Raw genomic sequence first — 24,795 nt, 5'->3', positions numbered from 1 at the left:
TAACAAAGGGAGATTCACTATGCAAATCATCATCATCGGCGGCGGTCCCGGCGGCTATGTAGCTGCAATCCGGGCCGCCCAGCTGGGCGCACAAGTGACCCTGATTGAAAAAGAACATCTGGGCGGCACCTGTTTGAATATCGGCTGCATCCCCACGAAGTGCCTGCTGCACAGCGCGGAGCTGATAGAGAACATCAAAAACCAGAGTACGGACATTGGTGTTGAAGTGAGTGGTGTAAAGGTTAACTTTCCACAGATTATCGCCCACAAAAACGACATTTCCAAAAAGCTCACCAGCGGCGTTTCCGGCTTGCTGCGAATGAATAAGGTCAAGGTGGTAAACGGCGAAGCAACGTTTACCGCACCAAAGACCCTGTCTGTCACCAAGGCCGACGGCAGCAAGGAGACGATGACGGCGGACGCCATCATCGTTTCCACAGGATCGGTCAACGCCCAGCCGCCCATTCCGGGATTGAAGGAAAACCCCAACTGCATCGATTCCACCGGGGCACTGTCCCTGGAGAAGCTGCCCAAGTCCATGGTCGTCATTGGCGCCGGTGTCATCGGCCTGGAGCTGGCTTGCGCTTATGCGGCATTTGGCACCAGGATTACGGTGGTAGAAGCCTTGGACCATGTCCTGCCCATGCTGGACGGCGATCTAACCAAGGTGGGTATGACCCATATGAAAAAAATGGGTATAGAGTTCAACCTGGAGTGCCCGGTGCAATCTGTGGAGGATTCCGCTTTGGGCGCCAAGGTTGTGTGCAGGAACAAGACCGGCGAGCGCGTTTGCTTTGAGGCGGAGAAGGTCTTGGTGGCGATTGGCCGCAAGGCGAACACGGCCTCCTTAAACCTGGAGGCGGGGGGATTGAACAATGACCGGGGCCGCATTATCGTCAATGAGCGGCAGCAGACCTCGGTCCCCGGCGTGTATGCCATTGGCGACTGTGTCTTCGGCCATGCACAGCTGGCCCACACGGCCTCTGCCATGGGCGAGGTGGCTGCAGAGAATATCTGCGGCCTGGACAGCGTATACAAAGAAACCACCAATCCAACCTGTGTGTATATCGAACCGGAGGCCGCCTCTGTGGGCTTGACGGAGGAGCAGTGCAAGGCCCGGGGAATTGCGTATAAGGTCGGAAAGTTTCCGATGTCCGCCAATGGAAAGGCACTGATTCTCAACGGCGGCGAGGGTCTGGTCAAAATCATCGCCGGGGAAACGTACGGCGAGATTCTGGGAATGCACATTATCGGTCCCCGTGCCACGGATCTGATTGCCGAGGGCGCATTGGCCATCGGCTGCGAACTGACGGTGGATGAATTGATTTCCACCATCCACTCACACCCCACAGTTACAGAGACAATGCGGGAGGCTGCCCTGGATGCGGAGGGAATCTGTATCCACGCTGCACCCAGAGCAAAGAGAAACGGAAAGGAACTGTCCGTATGAAAACAATCCATCTGAAACTCAATGATAAAATTGCCTATTTTGAGCTTTTTGAAAAAGAAGCGCCCATTACCTGCCAGCGTCTGCTGGACATTCTGCCCCAGAAGATCGATATTCACTACGCCAAGTTTGCCGGCCAGGAAATCTTTGGCGTGCTGCCAATGATGGCCCCCATCGAGGGCGGCAAAAGTCTGAATGAGATCGACCAGGGGTGTGTGGCATTCTATCCCGACCGTGCATTCTTCTGCATTTACTATGGCGCACTGCAGGACGAGGAGGTTAGTATTACGGTAATCGGCCAGCTGCGGGCGGATCCGGACTTTATCGGCGAGATGGAAAAGTGCCGCTTCCGCCAGGGGGATATCCTGGAGATCTACGATCCGGATGCCGCGTCCAGAGCGTATGAGCCCCACAAGTTTTTGATCGACACCAAGATGAGCTGGACAAAGCTCCCGGACGATATCCGCCATGTGTTTGAAAAAAGAGGCATCGCACTGCCGGGAGGACCCATCATTTACTCTGACGGCGAATCCCGGAAGCTGGCAGATTTGGTCTATACCATGTATCTCTCCGCTCTCAACGGCGAGGAGTATGGCAAGGATTTCATCGCCCGGCTTCTGGACTACTGTGCGTTCAAAATTGGCGGCTGGTGCGGCATGACTGACTGCGCAGAAGATGTCCTGCGCTATAAAGATCTGCTGCTGGACGGCAGGCATGATCCAAAGGAGGTCTTAGTGGACTTTGTCTATTGGGTCAACCGTATGAGTATGTGGATCGATCTTCTGATCCCTTGGGAGGATGTGACCGAGCTGATGCGCCGACCCAATGACATCGTTCCGAACTTTTGATTCCAGAACGCTCCCTTCTGACTGAAAATGTCCCCAAGGCCGCTTCTGCGGTCTTGGGGACATTTTTGAAAAAACGTTGTTTTACGCGTCTGCGGGTGATGGAACCCTGCGCCTGGAAGATCCATGTCCGCAGTGCCGTAACTGGCGGAAAAGTGATCATATGCTGTCTCCGCCGCCGCAGGACGCGACGGTTTTTTTATTGAATACAGACTCCGCCAGCATCCATTCAGCCGTGAACCATAGCAGAATTCACAGCTGCTTCTGCGTTTCACGCCGGACGCATCACCGTACTTTCACGGGAGTATGACTGGCGTGGTCAGAAGACTGCTGCTCTTAGCAAAAGATATCATTTTCAGACGGAAGCCCCAAATTGTTTTGAAGGTTTCAGGCTGTTTTTATGGACGGCAGTTATGATTTTACACAGATACCCTCGGCGAACAAGGGGCAATACGGTTTTTCGGGGCTGAAATAACATCCAGCTTCGTGATCCTCGTTGCCGGGCGCCAGCCCGGCTGCCTCGTCTGCCTTGCTGGCTGCCATTTCCGCTCCCGAAAAACTCCGCAGGACTTTCCAGCGAGCAAAAATCGGCGCTGGCAAGGAAGAGGACGAAGGCGGGCTGACACCCGCCGAGGACGAGGACACCACCAGCGTTGATTTGGGCCGCTGGAAAGCGTGTTGTCCCTTGTCCGCCGAGGGTATCAAAAATCCTTAACGAAAGGAGTACATCCATGAGCGCACAGATGACCTTTAAACGGGTCGAATTGAAATATATGCTGGATGCCAATCAGAAAGCTGCGGTGCAGGGCCATGTACGGCCTGACCAATTCGGCCGGAATACCATCCGAAATATTTACTACGATACGGATACCTACCGGCTGATTCGCGCGTCTCTGGAAAGGCCTGTCTATAAGGAGAAACTGCGTATCCGCAGCTATCAGCAGGCGGCCCCGGACACACCGGTATTCATAGAACTGAAGAAAAAATTCAAGTCTGTGGTCTACAAACGTCGGCTGATACTGGCTGAGGGCCGGGCATCATCCTGCTTTGCCACAGGCAGCCGTTTACCGGTAGATAGCCAAATCGCCCGCGAAATCGACTATTTCTGCGCATTTTACGGCCGACTGTCCCCAGCAGTATTTCTCAGCTATGATCGGGAGGCATATTACGCCCCTGACGGGACAGACCTCCGGATTACTTTTGATAAAAACATCCTGTACCGGCAGGAAGATCTATCCCTCTGCTCGCCGGTATGGGGAGAGGCACTTCTCCAACCCGGCATGACGCTGATGGAGGTAAAAACCTCCGCGGCACTCCCGCTGTGGCTGACAGAGGTGCTGACCCGCGAACATCTTTATAAGACCTCGTTTTCAAAATACGGCACCGCATATCAGAAGATTGTGCGGGCCTCCCATAAAGGAGATACAAAGTATGCTTGATCATCTGTTCCGGGGCCTGTTTGATACAGACATGACCAGTATCATTTCCGTGGCGGACTTTTTGATTTGTATTGCCTGCGCTCTGGCCATTGGTTTGATTTTAGCGGCAGTCTATATGATTCACTCCCAGTACACCAAAACCTTTGTAGTGACACTGGCGATCCTGCCTGCAGTGGTGTGCGTGGTGATTATGATGGTCAACGGGAATGTCGGCACCGGTGTTGCGGTGGCCGGCGCATTCAGCCTGGTGCGTTTTCGATCCGTACCGGGAACGGTCAGGGAGATAGGCGCACTGTTTCTGGCAATGGGGGCAGGACTGATAACAGGAATGGGCTATCTCGCCTTTGCCGTCCTGTTTACGATCATGATGAGCGGAGTCCTATTGTTTTATAACCAGTTGGACTTTGATGCAAAGAAGAACAGCGCACTGTACAAAACCCTCCATATTACCATTCCGGAGGATTTGGACTATACGGGTGTTTTCGACGAACTCTTTCAACGCTACACCAAAAGCTATGCGGTAACCCAGGTCAGGACGACCAACATGAGGAGCCTCTTTAAGCTTACGTACAATATCACCCTGCGGGACGCTGCCAAAGAAAAAGAATTCATCGACCAGCTCCGGTGCCGGAACGGAAATCTGGAGATCTCCATTTCCCAGCAGGAAACCGGCGTGTCCAGCCTGTAATTGAGAGGAGTGGATCCATATGAAAAAAATTTCCGCGCTGATATCCGGCATTTTGGCCTGCATCATGATCCTGACCGCCTGTGACGCAAAGACCACAGACGGTACTTCCAGTGAAGAGGGAAAGAGGAGCGGCGACTTCCCAATTTTGGGCATGCAGGGTGTTGATGCAGCGGATATGTTTACCGATCGGGATCTGGACACTGGCTATGAGGATGCCGCGGCAGGGCATGTGACCCTAAACGGAAGATCTGCTGAAAGTGACACAGACGCGGTGCAGATTGCCGACGGGATCATCACCATCACCGAGGAGGGGACCTATGTCTTATCCGGCACCCTAAATGACGGTATGGTTGTTGTGGATGCAGAAAAGACAGATAAGATCCAGCTCGTCCTCAACGGTGTCAGTATCCGCAGCAGCACCTCTGCCGCCATTTATGTCAAACAGGCGGATAAGGTGTTTATCACTCTGGCGGACGGTACGCAGAACAGCCTGCAAAACGGCGGTCAGTATGTGAATCTCGACGACAGCAATATCGACGCCGTGGTATTCTCCAAGGATGATCTGACCTTCAATGGAACAGGGGCTGTGACCATCAACGGCGCCGCAAACGGCCACGGGGTGGTGTCCAAGGACGATCTGGTGATAGCCGATGGAACATATGAAATCGTGGCCGCCAGCCACGGACTCTCCGGCAAGGACAGCGTGCGTATCGCCGGGAGCTCCTTTGCAATTACCGCTGGAAAGGACGGCATTCACGCGGAGAATGACGAAAACACGGACTCTGGATTTCTCTACATTGCAAACGGTAAATTTTCCATCACGTCCGGCGGGGATGGCCTGAGCGGAGAGGGATTCGTACAGGTTGATGATGGCTGCTTTGACATCATTTCAGGCGGCGGAACAGCGGCAGCGGCGCAGACTGCGGAGGAAGATGCCGCCAGTGCCAAGGCAGTCAAGGGGACCGGCGGCCTGTATTTGAACGGCGGCAGTTTTACCATTGATTCGGCACGGAATCTACCCAGGGCGTTATCAGCACATCCTTTGAGGCACAGGGCGCAGGGAGTACCGTTACCTTGGTGGATGCTGAAGGCAACACGCTGATAAGCTGGACATCTGACAAACCCTTTGGCCATGTGGTCATCAGTCATCCGGATCTGGTGGTGGGTGGCACTTATACGCTGACTGCCGGAACCCACACCGAGGAGATCACCCTTGACAGCCTCGTATATGGGCCTTCCGGAGGCGGCATATCCGGAGGTATGGACGGAGTCCGGCCAAGCCGTGACTCTGGGGCCGGGAATGGAACTGCGCCAGACATGCCAGGACCGCCCAGCGGCGGCGGACCTTCGGGAGATTTGCCCGAAAGGCCATCTGGCGAAGACCTGTCTGGGGTACTGGAAGGAGAACCGCCCCAGGGGGAACGGGATGGCAGTCACGAGGCTATTGACGCCTCTAGCCCCGGGGAAACACAGGCCTCCGAGAGCTAACGCCAGGACAATCCGCCCCATCCCAAAAGCTTCCGGTTGCCAAGCGGAGATTGCCGCTACAGACGGACGGGAGCGAGCCGACAGTACGTAAAAGGGAAGACATTGCAATGCAAATGCAGGTATGGTAAAATTGCTTCTGTCATTCCAAATGAGAAAGGGCGGGATGGCAAAAAGGGGGCATTTTATGATTTACCTGGAGTCACCCAGCACAGATCCCTATTTTAACCTAGCGCTGGAGGAATATGTTTTTGAGCGGATGGACCGCAGGCAGCCATATTTTATGCTGTGGCAAAATGACAATACCATCGTTGTTGGAAAATATCAAAACACGGCGGAAGAGATCAATCAAAGATTTGTGGAGGAGCATGGTATCCGTGTGGCACGGCGCCTTTCCGGCGGCGGCGCGGTGTACCACGACAAAGGAAATTTGAACTTCACGTTTATCGTCGATCAAGACGAGCTGGAAGATTTCAACTTTAAGGTATTTGTGCAGCCCGTGATTCGAACGCTGGCAGCCTTTGGAGTGAAGGCGGAGTTCAATGGCCGCAATGACATCGTCATTGACGGAAAGAAATTTTCCGGAAATTCACAATATGCCAGCCGGGGACGACTGCTGCACCATGGCTGTATCATGGTGGATTCCAATCTGACCAATGTGGGAGATGCACTGCAGGTGCGGGAGGCCAAATTTGATTCCAAGAGTGTCAAATCCGTTCGGAGCAGGGTGACGACCATCAATGCCTGCGCACCGGTGCCCATTTCTGTGGAGGAGTTTAAGACCGAATTAAAAGCACAGATTTCACAAGGAGCGGCTATGCAGTCCCATACCTGGACGGAAGAGGAGCTGCGGGAAGTCCAAAAGCTACGTGGTGAAAAATACGCCACCTGGGAGTGGAATTATGGGTATTGTGCCGACTACGATATGCGGCGGGAGATGAAATTTCCGGCTGGACTGATCACGGTTTATCTGCAGGTGGACAATGGCCGAATTCAGCACATCCAGCTATTCGGTGATTTCTTTGGAAATGGGGATTTGAAGGAGCTGGAGGCTGCTATGGTGGGGCTTCCATTGGACGATCATTTGCAACAGGCGCTGGAGCAGCTGCATGTGGAGTCCTATATCAACGGCATTATGGCTGCCGATCTCTGCCAACTGCTTTTATATTGAGAACAAACTTGATACCAGAGGGCCTCTCCTTGATTCCAGGGAGAGGCCCTTGCTGAACTCCGGATATGCGCCGGCAAATCAGAGAGGAAACAGCACCTGAAAATACACGCTGGGCTCACAACATGGTTTTGCGAAGACAGGAAAATTTAATGTTAAAAAATGACGAAAAACCGAAGATTTTTGATAGATTTTTTAAGAGGTTTTTGTAAAAATTGCCATGGACAGCCAAAAAGAAAACGATTAGAATAACGCTGGTATGGGCGATATGACATGTGTGTAATGAAGGCCCATTCACTTCCCACAGAAACCAAACTGTGGGAGGAAAAGAAAAGGAGGAATCGGCGTGATCACATTTTTTGTCTGTCTGGCACTTTTGATTGTGGGCTTCCTGTTTTACAGTAAGCTGGTCGAAAAGGTGTTCCACATTGATGACCGACAGACCCCGGCTGTCGCACACCCTGACGGCGTGGACTATGTTCCCATGAAAACCTGGAGAGTCTTTTTGGTGCAGCTTCTGAACATTGCCGGTCTGGGGCCCATTTACGGCGCCATCGCCGGCGCTTGCTGGGGACCTGCCGTTTATCTTTGGATTGTGTTCGGCACAATTCTGGGTGGCGGCGTCCATGACTTCCTCTCCGGCATGATGTCCGAGCGGAATGACGGCAAGTCCATTTCCGAGGTTGTGGGCCTATATATGGGTAAGGTGATTACCTTTATTATGCGGGTCTTCTCCGTCGTGCTGCTGGTGATGGTAGGCGTGAACTTCGCCAAGGGCCCCGCCGATCTGCTGGCAAAGCTGACGCCCGATGCGCTGAATGGTACATTCTGGCTGGCAGTGGTTATGCTGTACTACTTGGCAGCGACCTTTTTGCCTATTGATAAAATTGTGGGCAAGCTGTATCCCATTTTTGGTATCTGCCTGATTATTATGGCCCTGGGCGTGGGCGGCGCAACACTGCTGATGCACGGCGCCGATATGCCGGAGATTTCCTTGGCAAATCTCGCCGTGGTACATCCCTCCGGCACGCCCAAGTGGGCAATGATGTTTGTCACGGTGGCCTGCGGCGCTGTGTCTGGTTTCCATGCAACCCAATCTCCCATGATGGCCCGCTGTATCACGGATGAAAAGCAAGGCCGTACCGTGTTTTATGGCGCTATGGTGGCCGAAGGCATTATTGCTTTGATCTGGGCTGCGGCCGGTGTGACATTCTATACCCATGGCGGCTCTCTTCTGGACGGAATGTCTGGCCTGGCCGCGGCAGTCGGCGCACAGGGCCAGGGTGGTGTTGTCTATGACATCTGCACCACTCTGCTGGGATCTGTGGGCGGCGTTCTTGCGATGATCGGCGTTATCGCTTGCCCCATTACCTCCGGCGATACGGCATTCCGTTCCGCCCGTCTGACCATTGCCGACTGGTTCCATATTGACCAGTCTGATACGAAGAAACGTGCTGCACTGGCCATTCCTCTGCTGGCCGTAGGCGCTGTCATTGTGGTGGCTCTGCCCTGGACGGTCCTCTGGCGGTACTTCTCCTGGTCCAATCAGACGCTGGCAATGATTGTGCTGTGGACGGGCGCCGTATTCCTGCACAAGTACGGATATCCTCCTATTGCGTGCCTGATGTCCGCACTGCCCGCCGCCTTTATGACAGCTGTATCCGTGACCTACTTCTTCCAGGCGCCCGAGTGCCTGAATTTGTCCACTTCCATTGCTTATCCGGTGGGCATTGTGGTAGCAATCGCACTTTTCATCCTCTTCTACGTTCAGACCTTTGTCCGGCATAAGGATGAAAACCAGGTCAAGGAATAAGCACTTGAAAAGAACCGGAGGAAACCTGCAAAAAAGCGCTCAAAGCGAAAGAAGCATACAGATAAAAGTGGTGACGGCATAAGCCGTCACCACTTTTACTTTTCAGACGTATTTGATTTGGAAGAAAGTCCCACTTCCAGGAAAAACGGCTGAAATGGATACCAAAGGAGGATGAAGTACTTTCAAAGCAGCGGCCCTTGTATCTTACAGAAGTGTTTGGTAGGTGGCCGCGATAAGTTTCACGGCATTTTCAATTCCGATAACACCGCTGTCAATACAGAGATGATAGTTTTCCGCTTTGCCGAACACTTGGCCGGTGTATGTCCTCAAATAAGACGCGCGGCGTCTGTCGGTTTCCTGCAGGATTTTTTCCGCCTGTGCTTCCTTTACCCCATATTCCTCAATGATGCGCTTTTGGCGAAGAGATGCATCAGCATAAATAAAGATGTTCAGGACATCGTCTCTGAAATTTAAAATCCGATTTGCACCACGCCCCATAATGATGCAGGGCCCTTTTTCGGCGAGTGCCTGCATGGTGTTTACCTGCGCAATGAACATGCGGTCATCAAGAGAGAGCGGAAACCCGGTTTGCCCGGACTCAAAAGTGTGGGCAAACCACCGGTCATTGCGGATCTCCGCATTTTCAAAAAAACACTCATGAATATTGCTGCGTTGAGCGGCCTCCTAGAAAAGCTGTTTGTCGTAAAACGGAATCTGCAGCCTTTCCGCCAGGAGCACACCGATCTTCCGGCCGCCACTTCCATACTGCCGGCTGATGGTAATCACGGATGCCTTCATTCATATCACGTCCTTTCCCCAATATGCATGTTTTTGGAAGCCATGTTTTTCATCGGCTTAATCAGGAAGATGCACACGAAGATGGTCAGTATATCAGCAGCTGGCTGGGAGAGGTATATGCCCCAAACGCCAAAAAAGTTTGGCAGTGTCAGAATGAACGGTATATAGAATAGGCCCTGGCGGAGCAGGGAGAGAAAAAGTCCCATTCGGGAGGAACCGATGGTCTGGAAGGTAATTGTCATCATATAACATAGGCCGAAGGCAGGATACAGGATTACTTGGGAGATCAAGAGCTTTGCGCCATAGCCGATAATCAAAGGGTTCTGGTTAAACAGCATGATAAGCGGCTTGGACAAGATGATATATGTCAACTCCACAAGGACTGTCAGTATCATGGAGCCCAGGAGGGCAAAACGGACGGATTCGTGGAATCGGTCCGTATTTTTGGCACCGAAAGCAAAGGAGGCCACAGGCTGATAACCCTGCATAAAGCCCATGATCACATAGCTGCCAATGAGAATGAGCCGTTGAACTACGCCATAGGCGGCAATGATGTTGTCGGCTTCGGGCAGATTGCTGGCGGCGATGTTGGTCAGAGAGGAAGCCACAGCCAGACAGATCTGAATGATTGCGGTGGGAATACCGATGAGCGTGACTGCTTTCACAAGACTCCAGCTGGGGCGGAAGGAATGGACGCGAATTTTGATAACAGACCTGCCGCTGAGATAGAACCCGGCCATGATGAAGAAGGTGACGAACTGAGATACCGTGGTGGCCAGGGAGGCGCCTGCAACGGCCATACCAAGGCCCCAGTCAAACATAAAAATGGGATCCAGAACCACATTCAGCAGTGCGCCGGTGATGACGGCGACAGAGGAAATTTTCACGGAGGATTCTGCCCGGGCAGCACAGTTCATGCTCTGGGCAGGCAGGTTGGCAAGCGCTGCAATAAACATCCAGAATGCGTATTCTTTAGCCTGCGGCAGAGAAGCATCCGACGCGCCGAAGGCGTGCATTAAAGGTTGGATAAAAAGAATGCCGAAAACGCACAGCAAAATACCAATGATCATTGAGATACCGATGATGGTGGTGACTGTGCGGCTGGCGCCGTCCGCATCCTTAGCGCCCAGCTGCCGGCCGGCCAGAACGGCGGCACCGGCGGCGAAGATATTTTCAATGGATACCATGATGAGCAGCAGGGGAACCGTGACCCCCACTGCCGTCAGGGCGATATCGTCGTGCAGCATGCCGATATACGCTGTGTCCACAATATTATAGACAGCTTTTGCAAGAAGTGCCAGCGTGGCCGGAACCGCCAGTTTCACAATGGCTTTTGACGGCTTCATACTGCCAAGAACAGATTCACTTTGTTGGTTGCTTTCGTACATTTCAGGTCTCCTCCCGTGCAATCACACCGTACAAAAGAATGTCTAAAGCCCGATGACAGCAATATTCACGCGCATCAAAGCTGCGTCCTGACGGTGGTTCGCTGGCATTGATAAAATCTTGAAATTGCCGGAAGGTTTCGATGACATCCTCGCGGGAAATATGGGGCCGCAGCGAGACAGGACGGAGAAGCTCCTGCAAAATTTCAACATTCAACGTATCAAAGGGTGCCTTTAGCTTCTGAATTGCGGACTTCAAGTGGGCTGGAGGCGTAATAACAGCCTCGCAAAACAGCCGCTGGTAAAGAGGATGCTCTTGAAAAAAACGGGATCTGGCGTTGAAATAATGACCAAGACCTTCTTCTACAGACACACCGTCAAGCTGTACATGTGTCTGCAAGTAGGCAGTCAGCTGTTCCAGACACTCGCCTACACAGGAAAGATAAAGGCCGTCCTTGGTCTCATAGTAATGATAAACGATTCCCTTGGAGATATCCGGAGAATTACAAATCACATTGATTGAACTTGCTCCGTATCCCTGCTTTGCAAACTCCTCCAGCGCACTGTCCAGGATACGCCGACGCATTTGCTGGTTCTTTTCTTCTCGTTTCAATCATATCACCTCAATAATTGACTACATAGTCTGTTTTTTAATATAGCATAAATAGACCATGTGGTCAATTATAAAAAATTCCAGATACCAAAACAGATGATGTATTCGGGATTCTAAACTATTTCGAGGTGTGCAGGCCAGTAGGCAATGCCGAATTCAAGTTGCCGGCGGCCGGACAGGAGCAGAAGTCGACAGGAAAATGCACACGGAAAAACGGTATGTCAACACACTGGATACGTACGGTCAGAAAAGGACGACGCACCTGAAGATGCGTCGCCCTTTTTGCTGCCATTGCACGGCCAAAAGATGGTTCGGGACGGTGGAGAGGAGAGGCTTCCATGCTTTACGAGGGGTCACCTTCTTGCTTTTGCTGAATCATCCGGTACCCTACGCCAATGTGGGTTTGGATATATTGAGGGTGGCTTGGATCGGCCTCCAGCTTTTTTCGCAGGGTGGCCATAAACACTCGCAGGGATGGTGTATCCGAAGCGGCGGAGCTGCCCCATATCTCATTTAGAATATAATTGTGGGTCAGTACCTTGCCGGTGTTTTTGGCAAGCAGGCAGAGAAGCTTATATTCAATGGGAGTCAAGTGGATCTCGCTGCCGTCCCGGTAAGCACAGCCGGCTGCATAATCGATTTTCAGCCCCCCGTTTTTATAGACACTGGCCTTATCAAAAGTTCGCTCACTGTCATATCGTACCCGGCGCAGTGCCACCCGCAGCCGAGCCAGCAACTCTTCCACAGAGAAGGGCTTGGTCAGATAGTCGTCAGCTCCGGCATCCAGAGCTGCCACCTTGTCGCTGTCTTCACTGCGGGCGGAGACTACGATGATAGGCAGATTGCTCCAGGCCCGGACCTTTTTGATGATATCCACACCGTCCATGTCAGGCAGCCCCAGATCCAGCAGCATCACGTCCGGGCGAAAGCTGAGGGCGTCCATAACCGCCCCCGCGCCTGTATTGGCACGGTGGTACTGATAGTTCTGGGTTTCCAGGGTGGTGGCAATCAAATTGCCGATGGCTACATCATCCTCCACCACTAAAATCTGCGGTTTATTCATAAGGCGTCACCTCCGAAGCGCGCAAGGTAAATAAAAAAATTGTGCCGTGGGGCGGGTTATCAAGAGCGGAGATGCTTCCGCCGTGGGCCGCCACAATAGACCTGCACAGGGAAAGACCAAGGCCCAGTCCGCGCCGTCCGTCACCCCGGGCATTATTGACGGTATAAAACATATCGAAGAGTTTCTCCCGGGCCTCCTTGGGGATGCCGGGGCCGTTGTCGGCGATTGCCACTTGAACAAACCGCCCTGCTTTTTTTGCCGACACAAGAATGCTGGATCCCTCCGGTGTATATTTGATGGCGTTGTTAACAATGTTAATAACCACTTGGACAATGAGCTGGGCGTCCATGTCCGCCATCAGCAGGTCATCTTTTAGATCCACGGAGATATGGTGCTTGCCGGCATTCCGGTCCAGATGGGACAGGGCCTCTGTAAAGACTTCGTCCAGCAGCTCCGGCTGAATGTTCAGCTTCATGGCTCCATGTTCCATTCGTGTAATGGACAGAAGGTTCTCCACCAGGCTGATGAGCCACATGGAATCATCATAGATGGAGACATAGAGGGCCTGACGCTTTGCTTCGTCCAGCACCTTACCATTCTCCATCAGAATACCGGCATTGCCGGAAATGCTGGTCAGCGGGGTGCGCAGATCATGAGAAATCGCCCGCAGCAGATTGGCCCGCAGGGCTTCCTGCTGGGCGGTTTCCTCTACCCGCTGCTTGGCCCGGATCATCCGCTCCTTTTCCAGGGCCAGTCCGCACTCGTCCAAAATGGCCACCATCAGATTTTTTTCAAAGGCATCCGGCTTTCGGGCGGGGGCAATGACGATGCCGGCCACAGCCAAAACCTGTTCTGCTCCCCGCACCGCCAGATAAAGGCACTTGGAGCTTGGCAGGGTGCCGGTAGTTGCGCCAGCGTGTTTGCTGTTTTTTCGCACCCAATCGGCCACCGCTCGCTCTTCTGGAGTCAGATATCCGTCCATATTCGTACCAAAAACGGCAGGGAAGCACATAGCCTCGGCCAACTCACCGTCTTCCCCTACCGGGTAGAGAAGCAAATCCCGCTCCAGCAGCTTTCCAAGCTGTGCAGCAGTAACGGCGAGAATGGCAGCAGTGCCCTCGGACTTTTGCAGCTTCCGGCTGGTTTCCAGCAAAACCTCGGTGCGGTATGCCTTGTTGGCACTTTGGGTGGCCTGCCGCTTGATACGGGTAGTCAGGGAACTGCCCAGCAGGGCCACGATAAACATGATGCCAAAGGTGGCAAGATAACTGGGATCGCTCATGAGAGTAAAATAGGGGTGGGTAAAGAAGAAATTAAAGATCAGGACGGAGAGTACGGAGGAAAGCAAACTGTAACTGCGGCCCGTGGTCACCATGGACACCCCCAGCACGCCCAGAATATAAACCATGATGATGTTGTCGTTTTTAAAGCCCAACCCACGGAACAAATATCCCACGGCAGTACACAAAGCCAAAAGACTGAACATTCGCAGGCTATCTGTCCAGGAAAACCGTTCCTGCACCGGGCGGGATGCCAGCTTCCGGCGGGAGTTTGGCACAGACTGATCCGGAATGATATAGATATCCAGATCCGGAGCCAGTTCATTGAGCCGATCCACCAGATTCTTGGAGGACAGCAGGAACCCGCGCTGTCTCGGGCTGCGGCCCAAAACAATTTTGGAAATGCCACTGACCCGGGCATACGCTGCGATCTGGATGGCAGGGTCATCACCGTAGACCGTAGCAATTCGGGCGCCCAGTTCCTCCGCCAAGCGCAGGTTGGCCAAGAGCTGTCCGCGCTCCTCCTCACTCTGGCTGGAAGCAGCGGGCTCTACAAACAGTGCGGTAAAGAATCCGTGGAAGGCCTCCGCCATGCGGGCGGCGGTGCGGATAACCTTGGCGTTGGAGGGCGCTCCGGAAAGGCAGATGAGAATGTGTTCTCCCGTCCTCGCTTTGGTGCCGTCACCAGCGCCGGCGCCGCGCTCCAGGCGGTCCGCCGTTCTGCGCAGGGCGATTTCCCGCAGGGCGGCCAGGTTTTTGCCTGTAAAGAAGTGCTCTGTGGCCTGGCTGGCCTGGGCTTCTTGATAGATTTTACCGGCCCGCAGGCGATCCAGCAGGTCGGCCGGCTCCAAATCCATCACTTCCACCTGGTCGGCAGAGTCAAATACTGAATCCGGAATACGCTCAGTCACGGTAACGCCGGTAATGGAGGCAACTACATCGTTGAGGCTTTCCAAGTGCTGAACGTTGACGGTGGTGTAAACATCGATTCCAAAGCGGAGCAGTTCCTGTACGTCCTGATACCGCTTGGCATGGCGGCAGCCCGGGGCATTGGTGTGGGCCAGCTCGTCCACTAGGATAAGCCGGGGCCGGCGGCGGAGAGCTCCATCCAAATCAAATTCCTGCAGATCCATGCCTTTGTAAGAAACCACTTTGGGCGGCAGCTGCTCCAGCCCCTCCAAAAGCGCCGCCGTCTCAGGACGGGTGTGAGGCTCGATGTACCCGGCCACCACATCCACACCGGCATCCTTGGCACGGTGAGCGGCTTCCAGCATGGCATATGTTTTACCTACTCCAGCGGCATATCCGAAAAAAATTTTCAGTTTTCCAGTAAACTCGGGTTCTGTACACTGGATATTTTTCAATAAGGCCTCGGAGTTTGGACGTGTCAGTTCCGGCATCACGGCACCTCGCAGCAATTTCGTTTTATTCAGTATAGCACAGCTAATATCAGTATAGTATTGGCTTTTTCCGCACCGCGTTAAAAAGATATAAAGACGCCTCTTAATGCGAACTTAATGCCATACCGATTCCCTTAACCAAATCCTCATTCCACCCATGCTATAATCAAACTATATCTATAGCTGTATCTGTCTAAGGAGACATACTATGCCTTTTTGGAAAAATGAGCGGATTACCCCGGCGCAGGTCATCATTCTGGGCTTTCTTTTTTTGATCTTGGGCGGCTCATTGCTGCTGACGCTCCCATTTGCCGCCAATGGCCCCGGCGGAGCGCCTTTCTTTGACGCACTGTTCACCGCTACCTCTGCCACCTGTGTCACTGGTTTGGTCATCCATGACACGGCCCTGTACTGGTCGCCCTTTGGGCAAATGATCATTCTTCTGCTTATTCAGATTGGCGGCATGGGCGTAGTCACCATGGCGGTTGCTATCTTTATGTTTTCGGGTCGAAAGATCGGCCTGAAGCAGCGGTGGGTCATGCAGGAGTCCATCTCTGCGCCCCAGGTGGGTGGTATCGTTCGGCAGACCCGATTCATCCTCAAAACGGCCTTTACCATGGAGGGAGCAGGTGCCTTGCTTCTGGCCCTGCGATTTGTTCCGCGCTTTGGGCTGATAAAAGGGCTTTGGTATGCGGTGTTCCACTCGGTTTCCGCGTTTTGCAACGCCGGGTTCGATCTGATGGGCACCCATGACGGGCCGTTTGCCTCCCTCACGGCTTATGTAGGGGATCCTCTGGTGAGCCTGACTATCTCCGCTCTCATTATCCTGGGCGGCATTGGCTTTCTCACCTGGCACGATATTCGGGAGCATCATCTTCACTTTAAGCACTACAGGCTTCAGAGCAAGCTCATTTTTTGCACAACAGGGGCGCTGCTGCTGGGCGGCTTCCTGTTTTTTGCCCTGTATGAGTTCCACCGGCCCCAGTGGACGTCTCTCTCCGCTGGAGAGCGGATTCTTGCCGCCGTCTTTCAGTCGGCCACACCCCGTACTGCTGGGTTTAACACGGTAGACTTGGGACGGATCAGCCAGCCAGGTCAGTTACTTATCATCCTGTTGATGATTATCGGAGGAGCACCTGGATCTACGGCGGGCGGTTTCAAGGCCACCACCTTGGCGGTCCTGCTTCTTAGTGTCCGGGCAGTATTTCAGCGCCGGGGAAACGCCCAGTGTTTTGGGCGCCGCCTGTCGGACGACGCGCTTCGCAGCGCCATTTCTATTTTCCTTCTGTATCTGCTGCTGTTTTTGACTGGCGGCATTCTTATTTGTGCCATTGACGAGGTATCGTTGATGACCTCCCTCTTTGAGACTGCTTCAGCCATCGGCACCGTGGGACTATCGCTTGGCAGCACGGCGTCACTGTCTGTCCCGTCCCGCCTGATTCTCATTTTCCTCATGTATTTTGGCCGGGTGGGAGGTCTGACATTGATCTACGCGGTATCTGCAAATGGAAAAAGCACCGCTCAATATCCGTTGGAGCAGGTGACGGTTGGCTGAAAAAAGGAGTTGTGACATGAAATCTGTCTTATTGATCGGACTTGGCCGCTTTGGGCGGCATATGGCGCAAAAGCTTCAGGCGCTGCATCACGAGGTGCTGGCCATTGACAAAGATGAGCAGCGGGTTAACGACGTCCTGCCCTATGTGACCAACGCCCAAATCGGCGACGGCACCAACGAACAATTTGTTGCCTCCCTGGGCGTCCGCAATTTTGACTTGTGCGTGGTGGCCATCGGGGATGATTTCCAAAGCTCTTTGGAAACCACCGCCCTGCTGAAGGAAAACGGCGCGCCCTTTGTCCTCTCCCGGGCCACCCGGGATGTCCACGCCAAGTTCCTTCTGCGCAACGGCGCGGACGATGTGATCTACCCGGAGAAGCAGATGGCCTCTTGGGCGGCGGTGCGGTACAGCAGTGACCATATTTTTGACTATGTGGAGCTGACGCCGGATCACTCGATTTTTGAGACGGCAGTGCCGGCCTCCTGGGTGGGAAAGACCGTGGTGGAGCTGGCCGTCCGGCAGAAGCACCACATCAATATCCTGGCGACCAAGCGAAAGGGAAAGCTGGAGCCTCTGCCCGGTGCTGCTCACTGCTTTCAGGCGGACGAGACCATGTTTATTCTGGGAGATAATCGGGACATCCAAAAGTTTTTACATCTTTAAAGCGGGAACAAAACAGCCCCGGGAGTTACTCCCGGGGCTGTTTTTATATGCAGGAAGCTGTATTCTGCAAATACCGCATCAGGATGACCGCTGCCTGGGCCCTGGATACCTGCCCGGCCGGAAGCAGGTTGCTGCCAGCCGGGCCGCCGATCACGCCGTTTTCTACGGCCCAGCTCATGGCTTCGGCAGCGTAAGAGGATACTGCATGATAGTCCGCAAAGTCATCCAGTGCAGTCTTCGAGTCCGGACAACCGGAAAAGCGCCAAAGAGACGTTACGAACTGCTGACGGCTGACAACGGCAAATGGTGTGCTTCCGTCACTGACGCCGCTTTCCATCGCCCAGATCCTGGCCGCCATGGAGGCGGGCCGATGCCCGGACATACGGGCCAAAACCATCCACAGATGCTGCCGGGTCATAAACGCATCCGGGCTGAAAGCTGTGCTGGACGTGCCGGAAAACAGGCGGTTCTGATAGACATACATCACCCCGCTCCGGTACCAGGCATCCGCCGGCACATCGGTAAATGGCAGCGCGCCGTTTCCATAGATGACGGAAAATACCGGCTGCATCTCCGGAATCCAGGTGTTTGCCGCCCGATCATAGAAATGGGTGTCGGCATTCACGGCGAATGGAATGTCTGCATCTGTCAGCACTTGGGCCATGTAGGGGGCAAATACGGCCTGCTCCTGTACGGTGTAATCGTCACCGTCGTTATAATTTCCGGGCATCCAGGCGCCCACCCAGGTGGGGACATCAGTTGCCTCCTGCCATGCCAGGGCCAGGGTGATCTTCTCCTGAATGAGCTGCTTTTCGGCGTCCGTTCCCGTGGTCCACAGCTTGCGCTCGTTATCCTTGGAGGGGCCGACGGCATAAAAGTGCCATTCTGCCATCAGATAGCCGTTGGCTTGCGTGGGAATGGTCAGATCCTGAAGATAAGCGGCATCAGAGCGCACCCGGGGAGAGATCATGACAATCCGATTGGGATTGGTCTTGCGCACGGTAGAGACCAGCTGCTCATAGATCTCATTGAGACGCTCCGGCTGGTTATTCAGCGCGTCGGTGACCTCGATGATGAGATCAAAGGACAGCAGATAAGAAGTGCCCTGAAAATGCTCCGCCACAGCCCGCCACCAGGTCTCTACCTTGCGGAGATTTTTATCAGATGGGTCGTTTTTCAGCTCATCGGCCTGATAGGCAATAATGGGAATGAGTCCGAAATCTGCAACACATAAAATCGTTTCCTTTTGTTTTAGAGTCCTCCGGCCGTGGCGACAATCAGGTCGATGGCCTTAATGGCGATAAAGGGGATCACGATGCCGCCCAGGGCCACCACCAGCATCATAAATATGGCCAAAAAAATGGCGATGCCCTGTTTTCGCTCCTTTACCATTTTCCCGAAGGAAAAACACAGCGCCACGGGGATAAGTAGAATCAGGGTCATCTCGATGAGATTGCTGGCGGCGCTGGGGTTCTCGAAGGGATAGGCAGAGTTGGCGCCTAGGATACCACCGCCGTTGGTGCCAGCCTGCTTGGGGGGTACTTGGCTGGCCTGTGGATAAAGCGGCAGGTACTGCTCCGTAACAATGACGGCATCTGGGATCGCCTCACCGTCCACGGTGACCACTCCGTCATCAAGGTCGACCTTTGCATCGGGCAGAAGTTCATAGCCATCCACCGTCTCTGTGACGGCAATGGGCTCCAGCATCTCCACGGCCTTGCCGCCGCTCAGAGACTAGGGAACGCCCAACGCCATCAAGACCACGGAAGACACCAAGGAAATCGGAAGCATAATGTACAGGATCGCGCGGACGAGGTCTGTCCAGAAATTGCCGATACTGGTTTCCCGGACCCGCATCAACCCACGGATCAAGGCAAACAGCACCGCGATGCCACAGGCGGCGGAGACAAAGTTTTGTACGGTCAGTCCGACGGCCTGGGACAGATTGGAGAGGGCTGCCTCGCCGGAATAGGTCTGCCAGTTGGTGTTTGTGACGAAACTGACGGCAGTGTTGAATGCCAGGTGCCAGCTGAGCCCCTCAACTCCTTGGGGGTTCCAGGGCAGGACGCCCTGAAGCAGCAAAATGGCAAACAGCGCCAGCAGACCTAGCGCGTTAAAGACCAGTGTGGAGAGGAGGTATTTCTTCCAGCTCATATCCTCACGGTCATTAATCCGCAATAGCTTATAAATTCCGTGCTCACAGGGACGGAGCAATTTGGAGAGAAACACGGCCTCTCCTGCCATTGCCTTTGCAATATATCCGCCCAGCGGGACAGCCAGCACCACCAGAATGGCCAGATAAAGGATGTATTGTACTATCGAGTTCACAGGATCACTCCTTCTTCATCAGAGTCCAGCCCAGATAGACCAGGACAGCGATTACCAGAATACCAATACCAATCAAAACAATTTGCATATCATTTCCTCCTTTGATATGTCCTTATGGTAGCACCAGGAAAATAAAGGTGCCATTTGAGGAGACCGTGCTGCTATTAAGATTTAGTGAATGCAGCGCGAATTATGACGCATAGTTTATGCCGTTTTAATGTGAACCACAAAATGCTAATCTCACACAAATGCTGGAAGTGGTATCTTAAAAAAGAGGAAGTGATCCTGTGATAGCTTTGGGTTTAATTGGCGGACTTCTCTATATCGGCATCCTCGGCTTCTGGATAGTGGGAAAGGTTGGCTGCTTTCTGGATAAGGGTGGTATTCTGCCTTATTGGGACGAAGAGGAGGAACAGCACACATGTGAGCAATCAAAAAACACGCGGCTATAAATAAAAACGCGCAAAGTAGAAAAGGCCCCTGAGTCCATTGCGGGCTCAGGGGCTTAGTGGGCATAATTACTACTTGAAATGCCGTGCCAGCGGCACATATGCAGCTATGCGCCAATTTGGAGCAACGCCCCCCAAAAAACGCCAAATGGGGCGGCGACGTAAAAATATTTATGTGAGAGAACACCGGAGTTTATAGGGAGACATTCAGTTGCCTGCTATCTAGAGGGAGGACCGTGGATTTGTAATAATATAACCGAAAAGCTTGGGCCCCTTGCTTGGTGGGAAGCGGGACAGGAGCCTGCTCGAGATATACATGAAAAAGCCCCCCGGATCCAGAAAAACCAGCTTCTTTCCCTTTACCAGAAAGTAGTTTCCCGCATGATGGCGGCATACTCTGGGTTGGTTCCCGAGGTACCACTTGTACTTTTAAGTTGCTAGGCAGTCTAGTTTGAGGTATCCTTGCAAATGAAGCTATTACCATTTGCGTTGAGTGCTTTTCTCCGGATTCGGCTATACTGAAATATCAATATAGAAGTTCAATTTGCCTTTGGAAAGAATAATTGTTTCAAGTATATTGCAGGAAATCACCTGATATTGAAACTAAGCATTATAAGCCTGAAATTCAGCGATGCACGAGATATTCAGCCAACAAATATTATGCGTTTAAAGGAAAGCGGACTCTAGCAATATTACTTGTTGAGGAACCCTAGTGCTATCAGATCCTAACCAAATATTAGGATTGATTGTATAAAGACATTGGTTTAAAATTGATTATAGACGTACAGCAAGATACCTGATAATTTGAGGGTAATCTTTAATACTAGTTACTAACAAAAATGGCTTACCATGGCGATGGAAATGTCGTAAAATGGAACAGGGTGATGCGCTATGGCAGCGAGATATGAGATTACAGCGGAACAGAAAGCCGAGTTGAAGGCGGCGCGGCGGAACAACAAGAACAATCGGGTAGAAAATCGGCTTCGAGCCCTTTTGCTACGCGCCCACGGGAAACTGACCAAGGAAATCAGTGCGATGACCGGGTATTCCAGCTCCACCGTGAGCGTACTTGTGTCGAAGTATGTTCATGGCGGCATCGAGGCGATTACATAAAACCACTACACCGGTAATCGGCGCAACATGAGTGTTGAGGCGGAGGCTGCACTGCTTGAGCCGTTTCGGGAGCGTGCTAAGAAGGGGCAGGTAGTCACAGTTTCGAAGATCGCCGCAGCTTATCAGGCGGCCGTGGATCACCCCGTCGGCGACAATCAGATATACTATGTCCTTTGAAGACACGGTTGGCGTAAGGTTATGCGGCTTAGCCGGCATCCGAAGAAGGCAAGTGACGAGGCAATTGAGGCCTCAAAAAAATTAACGAGCGAGTCAACGCCGTAAAGTTTTCCACAGGCTTGACAGTTAGGCTCATGTTTCAGGACGAAGCCGGTTTTGGGCGGATCAACAAACCCAAATACTGCTGGTGCGAAAAGGGCGTGAGACCGGCGGTGCCGTGCCATCACATCCGGGAATACCGGTATGCCTACGGCGCGGTGGAGCCCTTGACGGGCGAATCCTGCTTTTTGGTCATGCCCTATTGCAACACCGTCTGTATGAACCTGTTTTTCAAGGAGCTGTCGGCCCAATTCGCCCACGACATTGTGTTTCTGTGCTGCGACGGCGCAGCTTGGCACAAGTCGAAAACCCTCGAGGTGCCTGAAAACATCATTCTTTTCCACATACCGCCCTATACCCCCGAGATGAACCCTATTGAACCCATCTGGAAGGAGCTGCGCAAAAGAGGCTTTCACAATGAAGTGTTTGCTACGCTCGAAAAAGTCGTAGATCGGCTTTGCGAGACAATTTGCGCCCTCTCCCCAGATTCCATCAAAAGCATCTCTTCCCGCAATTGGATAGTTGATTGTTTTAATCAGTAACTAGTATAAATCAAGTGTTGATTTGAAAGCTGCGTGTTTCTGTTTTGAGTGGGCTGATGTAAACCTTTTGTCAGGCGAGTACAATTGATTTTTAATCCATACTGGACAAGGAACACCAAGCTTTTACATCGACGGCAAAAGGCTGCTATACCCTCAGCTGTTTTACTGCGATGAAGAATCTCTCTGGAAAGAAGGTGGTCTTGAATGGATCTTAGGTTATTGGAGAATATTGTTACGATTGCGGAAGAACACAGTATTTCACGCGCTGCCGGACGTCTGTTCATCTCTCAACCTGCATTAAGCCAGCAACTTTCAAAGCTTGAAGCACAACTCGGCACCCCGCTTTTCTTCCGGGGAAAGCAGGATATTTCTTTGACACAAGCCGGCGAGATCTATGTAAAAAATGCTATCAAAATTCTCGCCATTCGAAACGAGACCTATAATCAAATATACGACATTGCCTCCAATCGAAAGGGTACATTTTCCATCGGGGTTTCGCCCGGTCGCAGCCCGATGATTGCCTCGATGGCCTATTCCAAACTTTTAAAAGAATTCCCGGATTTCAATGTACGGGTTTTTGGCCTCGATAACGCGAAGACAGAAGAGATGATACTTCATCGTAAGCTGGATCTTGGCTTTCTCCTTCTCACGGATGAAGAGGTTTCTTCGAATCTTCCCTTTTCTTATATCTCCCTCGGTCGGGAGGATATGTACTTAGTGACTTCCCGGAATCACCCACTGGCTTCCCGTTATTATCAGGGTTCGGAATGCCCCCTGATCGATTTAAAGCTTTTTCAGCACGAATCTTTTGCTCTGCCCACGAAAGGAGCCAAAATCCGTCGCTTTGTCGATGATCTCTTTGCTTCTCAAGGAATCAGCCCTACCATTCGCTATGAGGTTTTTAATGTACAGGCAATTCGCACTGTTGTCAGCAGAAGCAATCTTTGTACCATTATTCCCTCTGGATTCTTGTCGAAAGATAATAATCTTATCCACTTTCGTTTAAAACCCAATCGTTTTATGGATTTTGCAATCGCCTGGAATTCCAATCACCACATGATCACAGCAGAACAATATTTCATCGAACTATGCCAAAATATACACCACGAAAATCAATTTATTGAATAATTCCTCTCGCATTAAGATAAAGGGCTAATAGGTTCTCCCTTCCGACTCCCCCAAAAATGAGGTGCACAAAACGAGAAAACTGCAACGGAGTTTTCCAGCGAAATCCGTGGCCCAAACTAGAATATCGTGATCCGGTGCCCCACGGAGATGATTTAAAATTTGTGGGATGCGAAGGAACTATGGTAAACGGCAAATGCCTGGTACTTATAACCGGCGCCCGGCTTCTCTCTAAATTAGCAGGGCGTATCCATCTGCCTGTGTGTTCCTGTCTGGATAAGGTTGTTTGCGAACATATCTGCACCCGACTGCGTCAATTGGGACTCCTGCTGGAGCATACATAGAAAACGCCTCGTTCGCCAGAAAGAACTCCCCAGAAAAAGAGATGAAATAAGATATAAAATGCAGCTTACAGGTATCAAGGTACCTGTAAGCTGCATTTTGTATCTTATGTGAGGCGGACGCTTCCTGTTTAAAAATCTTCAGTCTTGTGTAGCCGCAAGGAAAGTCCTTATACGCTCTGGCTGGCCTTATAAGCCTTAATGGCCTCAGTCAGCTTGGGGACAATGACATGCAGATCGCCCACAATACCCAGATCGGCAATCTTCATCATCGGGCAGGATTCATCCTTGTTGATGGCAATGATGAATTCAGAGCTCTCCATGCCAGCCAGATGCTGAATAGCACCGGAGATGCCGCAGGCAACATACAGGTTGGGGTGGACAGTTTTACCAGTCTGGCCAACCTGACGGCTCTTCTCAATCCAGCCATTGTCAACGCCGATGCGAGAGGAAGAAACCTCGCCGCCCAGCTCTGCAGCCAGTGCACGCAGAGGCTCATATCCCTCAGGACCGCCAACACCACGGCCGCCGGAAACCAAGATCTTGGCGTCGGTGATATCAACAACCTTCTTGTCGTCGTGCACGACTTCCAGGATCTCCACATTCATGTCGTCCATGCTCAAGCCGGCGTCGAAGGTCACGATCTCGCCCTTGCGGGTGGTGTCCTTCTTGGGCATCTCCATCACGCCGGGACGCACGGTCGCCATCTGAGGCGTATACTTCCGGCACACGATGGTGGCCATCACGTTGCCGCCGAAAGCAGGACGGGTCATCTTCAGGAAACGGTCGGAGGTATCCAGTGCATCAACCTTCTCAGGCTGCAGAGACAAAGAGGTAGAAGTGCGCAGATACTCCTGGTACTTCTTCACATCAATGTCCAAACGGGTGGTGTCTGCCGTCAGACCAGTGTGAACACGGCCCGCTACGCGGGGAGCCATGTCACGGCCGATGCTGGAAGCACCAAAGAGAACGATGTTG

At 52.5% G+C, this 24,795-nt stretch carries 22 protein-coding genes and 2 pseudogenes; 16 read left to right on the top strand and 8 right to left on the bottom strand.

What is annotated here, in order from left to right; genetic code table 11:
• The first annotated feature begins 19 nt into the window (after nt 1-19).
• The 9 genes from lpdA to BMZ81_RS10195 all read left to right on the top strand — a co-directional run bounded on the left by lpdA (nt 20) and on the right by BMZ81_RS10195 (nt 8,885).
• Nucleotides 20-1,450: a dihydrolipoyl dehydrogenase gene (gene lpdA, locus BMZ81_RS10235; protein ID WP_091131689.1), complete on the top strand. Its 1,431-nt coding sequence runs from the start codon at nt 20-22 to the stop codon at nt 1,448-1,450.
• Nucleotides 1,447-2,295: a cyclophilin-like fold protein gene (locus tag BMZ81_RS10230; RefSeq protein ID WP_091131686.1), complete on the top strand. Its 849-nt coding sequence runs from the start codon at nt 1,447-1,449 to the stop codon at nt 2,293-2,295. Before lpdA ends, BMZ81_RS10230 begins: the two co-directional genes overlap by 4 nt.
• 526 nt (nt 2,296-2,821) lie before the next feature.
• Entirely contained in the window at nt 2,822-3,007 is a 186-nt protein-coding gene (locus BMZ81_RS10225) for a hypothetical protein (protein WP_143072767.1), read from the top strand.
• Between the two features lie 16 nt (nt 3,008-3,023).
• Nucleotides 3,024-3,731: a polyphosphate polymerase domain-containing protein gene (locus tag BMZ81_RS10220; protein ID WP_091131682.1), complete on the top strand. Its 708-nt coding sequence runs from the start codon at nt 3,024-3,026 to the stop codon at nt 3,729-3,731.
• Nucleotides 3,724-4,419 carry a DUF4956 domain-containing protein gene (locus tag BMZ81_RS10215; RefSeq protein WP_091131679.1) on the top strand — a complete coding sequence of 232 codons (696 nt, stop codon included), beginning with the start codon at nt 3,724-3,726 and terminating at the stop codon, nt 4,417-4,419. Before BMZ81_RS10220 ends, BMZ81_RS10215 begins: the two co-directional genes overlap by 8 nt.
• Nucleotides 4,420-4,438: 19 nt before the next feature.
• Nucleotides 4,439-5,521 (top strand): carbohydrate-binding domain-containing protein, encoded by a 1,083-nt coding sequence (locus BMZ81_RS10210; RefSeq protein ID WP_091131677.1) that lies wholly within the window; start codon nt 4,439-4,441, stop codon nt 5,519-5,521.
• A complete protein-coding gene (locus BMZ81_RS10205) occupies nt 5,494-5,907 on the top strand; it encodes a hypothetical protein (RefSeq protein WP_143072766.1) in 414 nt (137 codons plus the stop codon). The genes BMZ81_RS10210 and BMZ81_RS10205 overlap by 28 nt, the downstream gene beginning before the upstream one ends.
• Nucleotides 5,908-6,091: 184 nt before the next feature.
• Nucleotides 6,092-7,075 (top strand): lipoate--protein ligase, encoded by a 984-nt coding sequence (locus BMZ81_RS10200; protein WP_091131673.1) that lies wholly within the window; start codon nt 6,092-6,094, stop codon nt 7,073-7,075.
• 343 nt (nt 7,076-7,418) lie between these two features.
• Nucleotides 7,419-8,885: a carbon starvation CstA family protein gene (locus tag BMZ81_RS10195; RefSeq protein ID WP_091131670.1), complete on the top strand. Its 1,467-nt coding sequence runs from the start codon at nt 7,419-7,421 to the stop codon at nt 8,883-8,885.
• Nucleotides 8,886-9,089: 204 nt separating this feature from the next.
• Here the strand turns inward: BMZ81_RS10195 and BMZ81_RS10190 are convergent.
• The 5 genes and pseudogenes from BMZ81_RS10190 to BMZ81_RS10165 form a co-directional block, all read right to left on the bottom strand.
• Nucleotides 9,090-9,683 (bottom strand): annotated as a pseudogene (locus BMZ81_RS10190) (cytidylate kinase-like family protein).
• 5 nt (nt 9,684-9,688) lie between these two features.
• Nucleotides 9,689-11,071, bottom strand: a complete 1,383-nt coding sequence (locus BMZ81_RS10180; RefSeq protein WP_091131663.1) for an MATE family efflux transporter — start codon at nt 11,069-11,071, stop codon at nt 9,689-9,691.
• A gap of 1 nt (nt 11,072) precedes the next feature.
• Complete coding sequence (locus BMZ81_RS10175; RefSeq protein WP_091131661.1) at nt 11,073-11,681, bottom strand: TetR/AcrR family transcriptional regulator; 609 nt, start codon at nt 11,679-11,681, stop codon at nt 11,073-11,075.
• 343 nt (nt 11,682-12,024) lie between these two features.
• On the bottom strand, nt 12,025-12,744 hold the full coding sequence (locus tag BMZ81_RS10170) for a response regulator (protein ID WP_091131659.1): 720 nt from the start codon (nt 12,742-12,744) through the stop codon (nt 12,025-12,027).
• Nucleotides 12,737-15,424 carry a sensor histidine kinase gene (locus BMZ81_RS10165; protein ID WP_091131658.1) on the bottom strand — a complete coding sequence of 896 codons (2,688 nt, stop codon included), beginning with the start codon at nt 15,422-15,424 and terminating at the stop codon, nt 12,737-12,739. The genes BMZ81_RS10170 and BMZ81_RS10165 overlap by 8 nt, the downstream gene beginning before the upstream one ends.
• A 208-nt stretch (nt 15,425-15,632) precedes the next feature.
• On the opposite strand from BMZ81_RS10165, the gene BMZ81_RS10160 reads away from it, so the two are divergent.
• Entirely contained in the window at nt 15,633-16,979 is a 1,347-nt protein-coding gene (locus BMZ81_RS10160) for a TrkH family potassium uptake protein (protein WP_091131655.1), read from the top strand.
• Between the two features lie 16 nt (nt 16,980-16,995).
• Entirely contained in the window at nt 16,996-17,643 is a 648-nt protein-coding gene (locus tag BMZ81_RS10155; protein ID WP_091131652.1) for a potassium channel family protein, read from the top strand.
• A gap of 43 nt (nt 17,644-17,686) precedes the next feature.
• Here the strand turns inward: BMZ81_RS10155 and BMZ81_RS10150 are convergent, their stop codons facing one another.
• Both BMZ81_RS10150 and BMZ81_RS10145 read right to left on the bottom strand, forming a co-directional pair.
• Complete coding sequence (locus tag BMZ81_RS10150; RefSeq protein WP_278308889.1) at nt 17,687-18,823, bottom strand: S-layer homology domain-containing protein; 1,137 nt, start codon at nt 18,821-18,823, stop codon at nt 17,687-17,689.
• A 71-nt stretch (nt 18,824-18,894) separates the two neighbouring features.
• Nucleotides 18,895-19,971, bottom strand: a pseudogene (locus BMZ81_RS10145) (potassium-transporting ATPase subunit KdpA).
• A gap of 287 nt (nt 19,972-20,258) precedes the next feature.
• Between BMZ81_RS10145 and BMZ81_RS14100 the strand changes: the two are divergent.
• The 5 genes from BMZ81_RS14100 to BMZ81_RS10130 all read left to right on the top strand — a co-directional run bounded on the left by BMZ81_RS14100 (nt 20,259) and on the right by BMZ81_RS10130 (nt 23,479).
• Nucleotides 20,259-20,423 carry a hypothetical protein gene (locus BMZ81_RS14100; protein WP_177187279.1) on the top strand — a complete coding sequence of 55 codons (165 nt, stop codon included), beginning with the start codon at nt 20,259-20,261 and terminating at the stop codon, nt 20,421-20,423.
• A gap of 888 nt (nt 20,424-21,311) precedes the next feature.
• Nucleotides 21,312-21,533, top strand: a complete 222-nt coding sequence (locus BMZ81_RS14185) for a helix-turn-helix domain-containing protein (RefSeq protein ID WP_207645625.1) — start codon at nt 21,312-21,314, stop codon at nt 21,531-21,533.
• A 27-nt stretch (nt 21,534-21,560) separates the two neighbouring features.
• Nucleotides 21,561-21,710: a hypothetical protein gene (locus BMZ81_RS14180; RefSeq protein WP_207645624.1), complete on the top strand. Its 150-nt coding sequence runs from the start codon at nt 21,561-21,563 to the stop codon at nt 21,708-21,710.
• 119 nt (nt 21,711-21,829) lie between these two features.
• Nucleotides 21,830-22,351, top strand: a complete 522-nt coding sequence (locus BMZ81_RS10135) for an IS630 family transposase (RefSeq protein WP_278308888.1) — start codon at nt 21,830-21,832, stop codon at nt 22,349-22,351.
• A 204-nt stretch (nt 22,352-22,555) separates the two neighbouring features.
• Nucleotides 22,556-23,479 carry a LysR family transcriptional regulator gene (locus BMZ81_RS10130; protein ID WP_091131643.1) on the top strand — a complete coding sequence of 308 codons (924 nt, stop codon included), beginning with the start codon at nt 22,556-22,558 and terminating at the stop codon, nt 23,477-23,479.
• A gap of 508 nt (nt 23,480-23,987) precedes the next feature.
• Here BMZ81_RS10130 and BMZ81_RS10125 read toward each other — a convergent pair.
• Nucleotides 23,988-24,795, bottom strand: an 808-nt coding sequence (locus tag BMZ81_RS10125) for an electron transfer flavoprotein subunit alpha/FixB family protein (protein WP_091133049.1), incomplete at its 5' end; no start/stop codon positions are given.

This window comes from Oscillibacter sp. PC13, assembly GCF_900115635.1.
Lineage (GTDB): Bacteria > Bacillota > Clostridia > Oscillospirales > Oscillospiraceae > Oscillibacter.
This window is presented reverse-complemented; position numbering and strand designations above follow the sequence as displayed.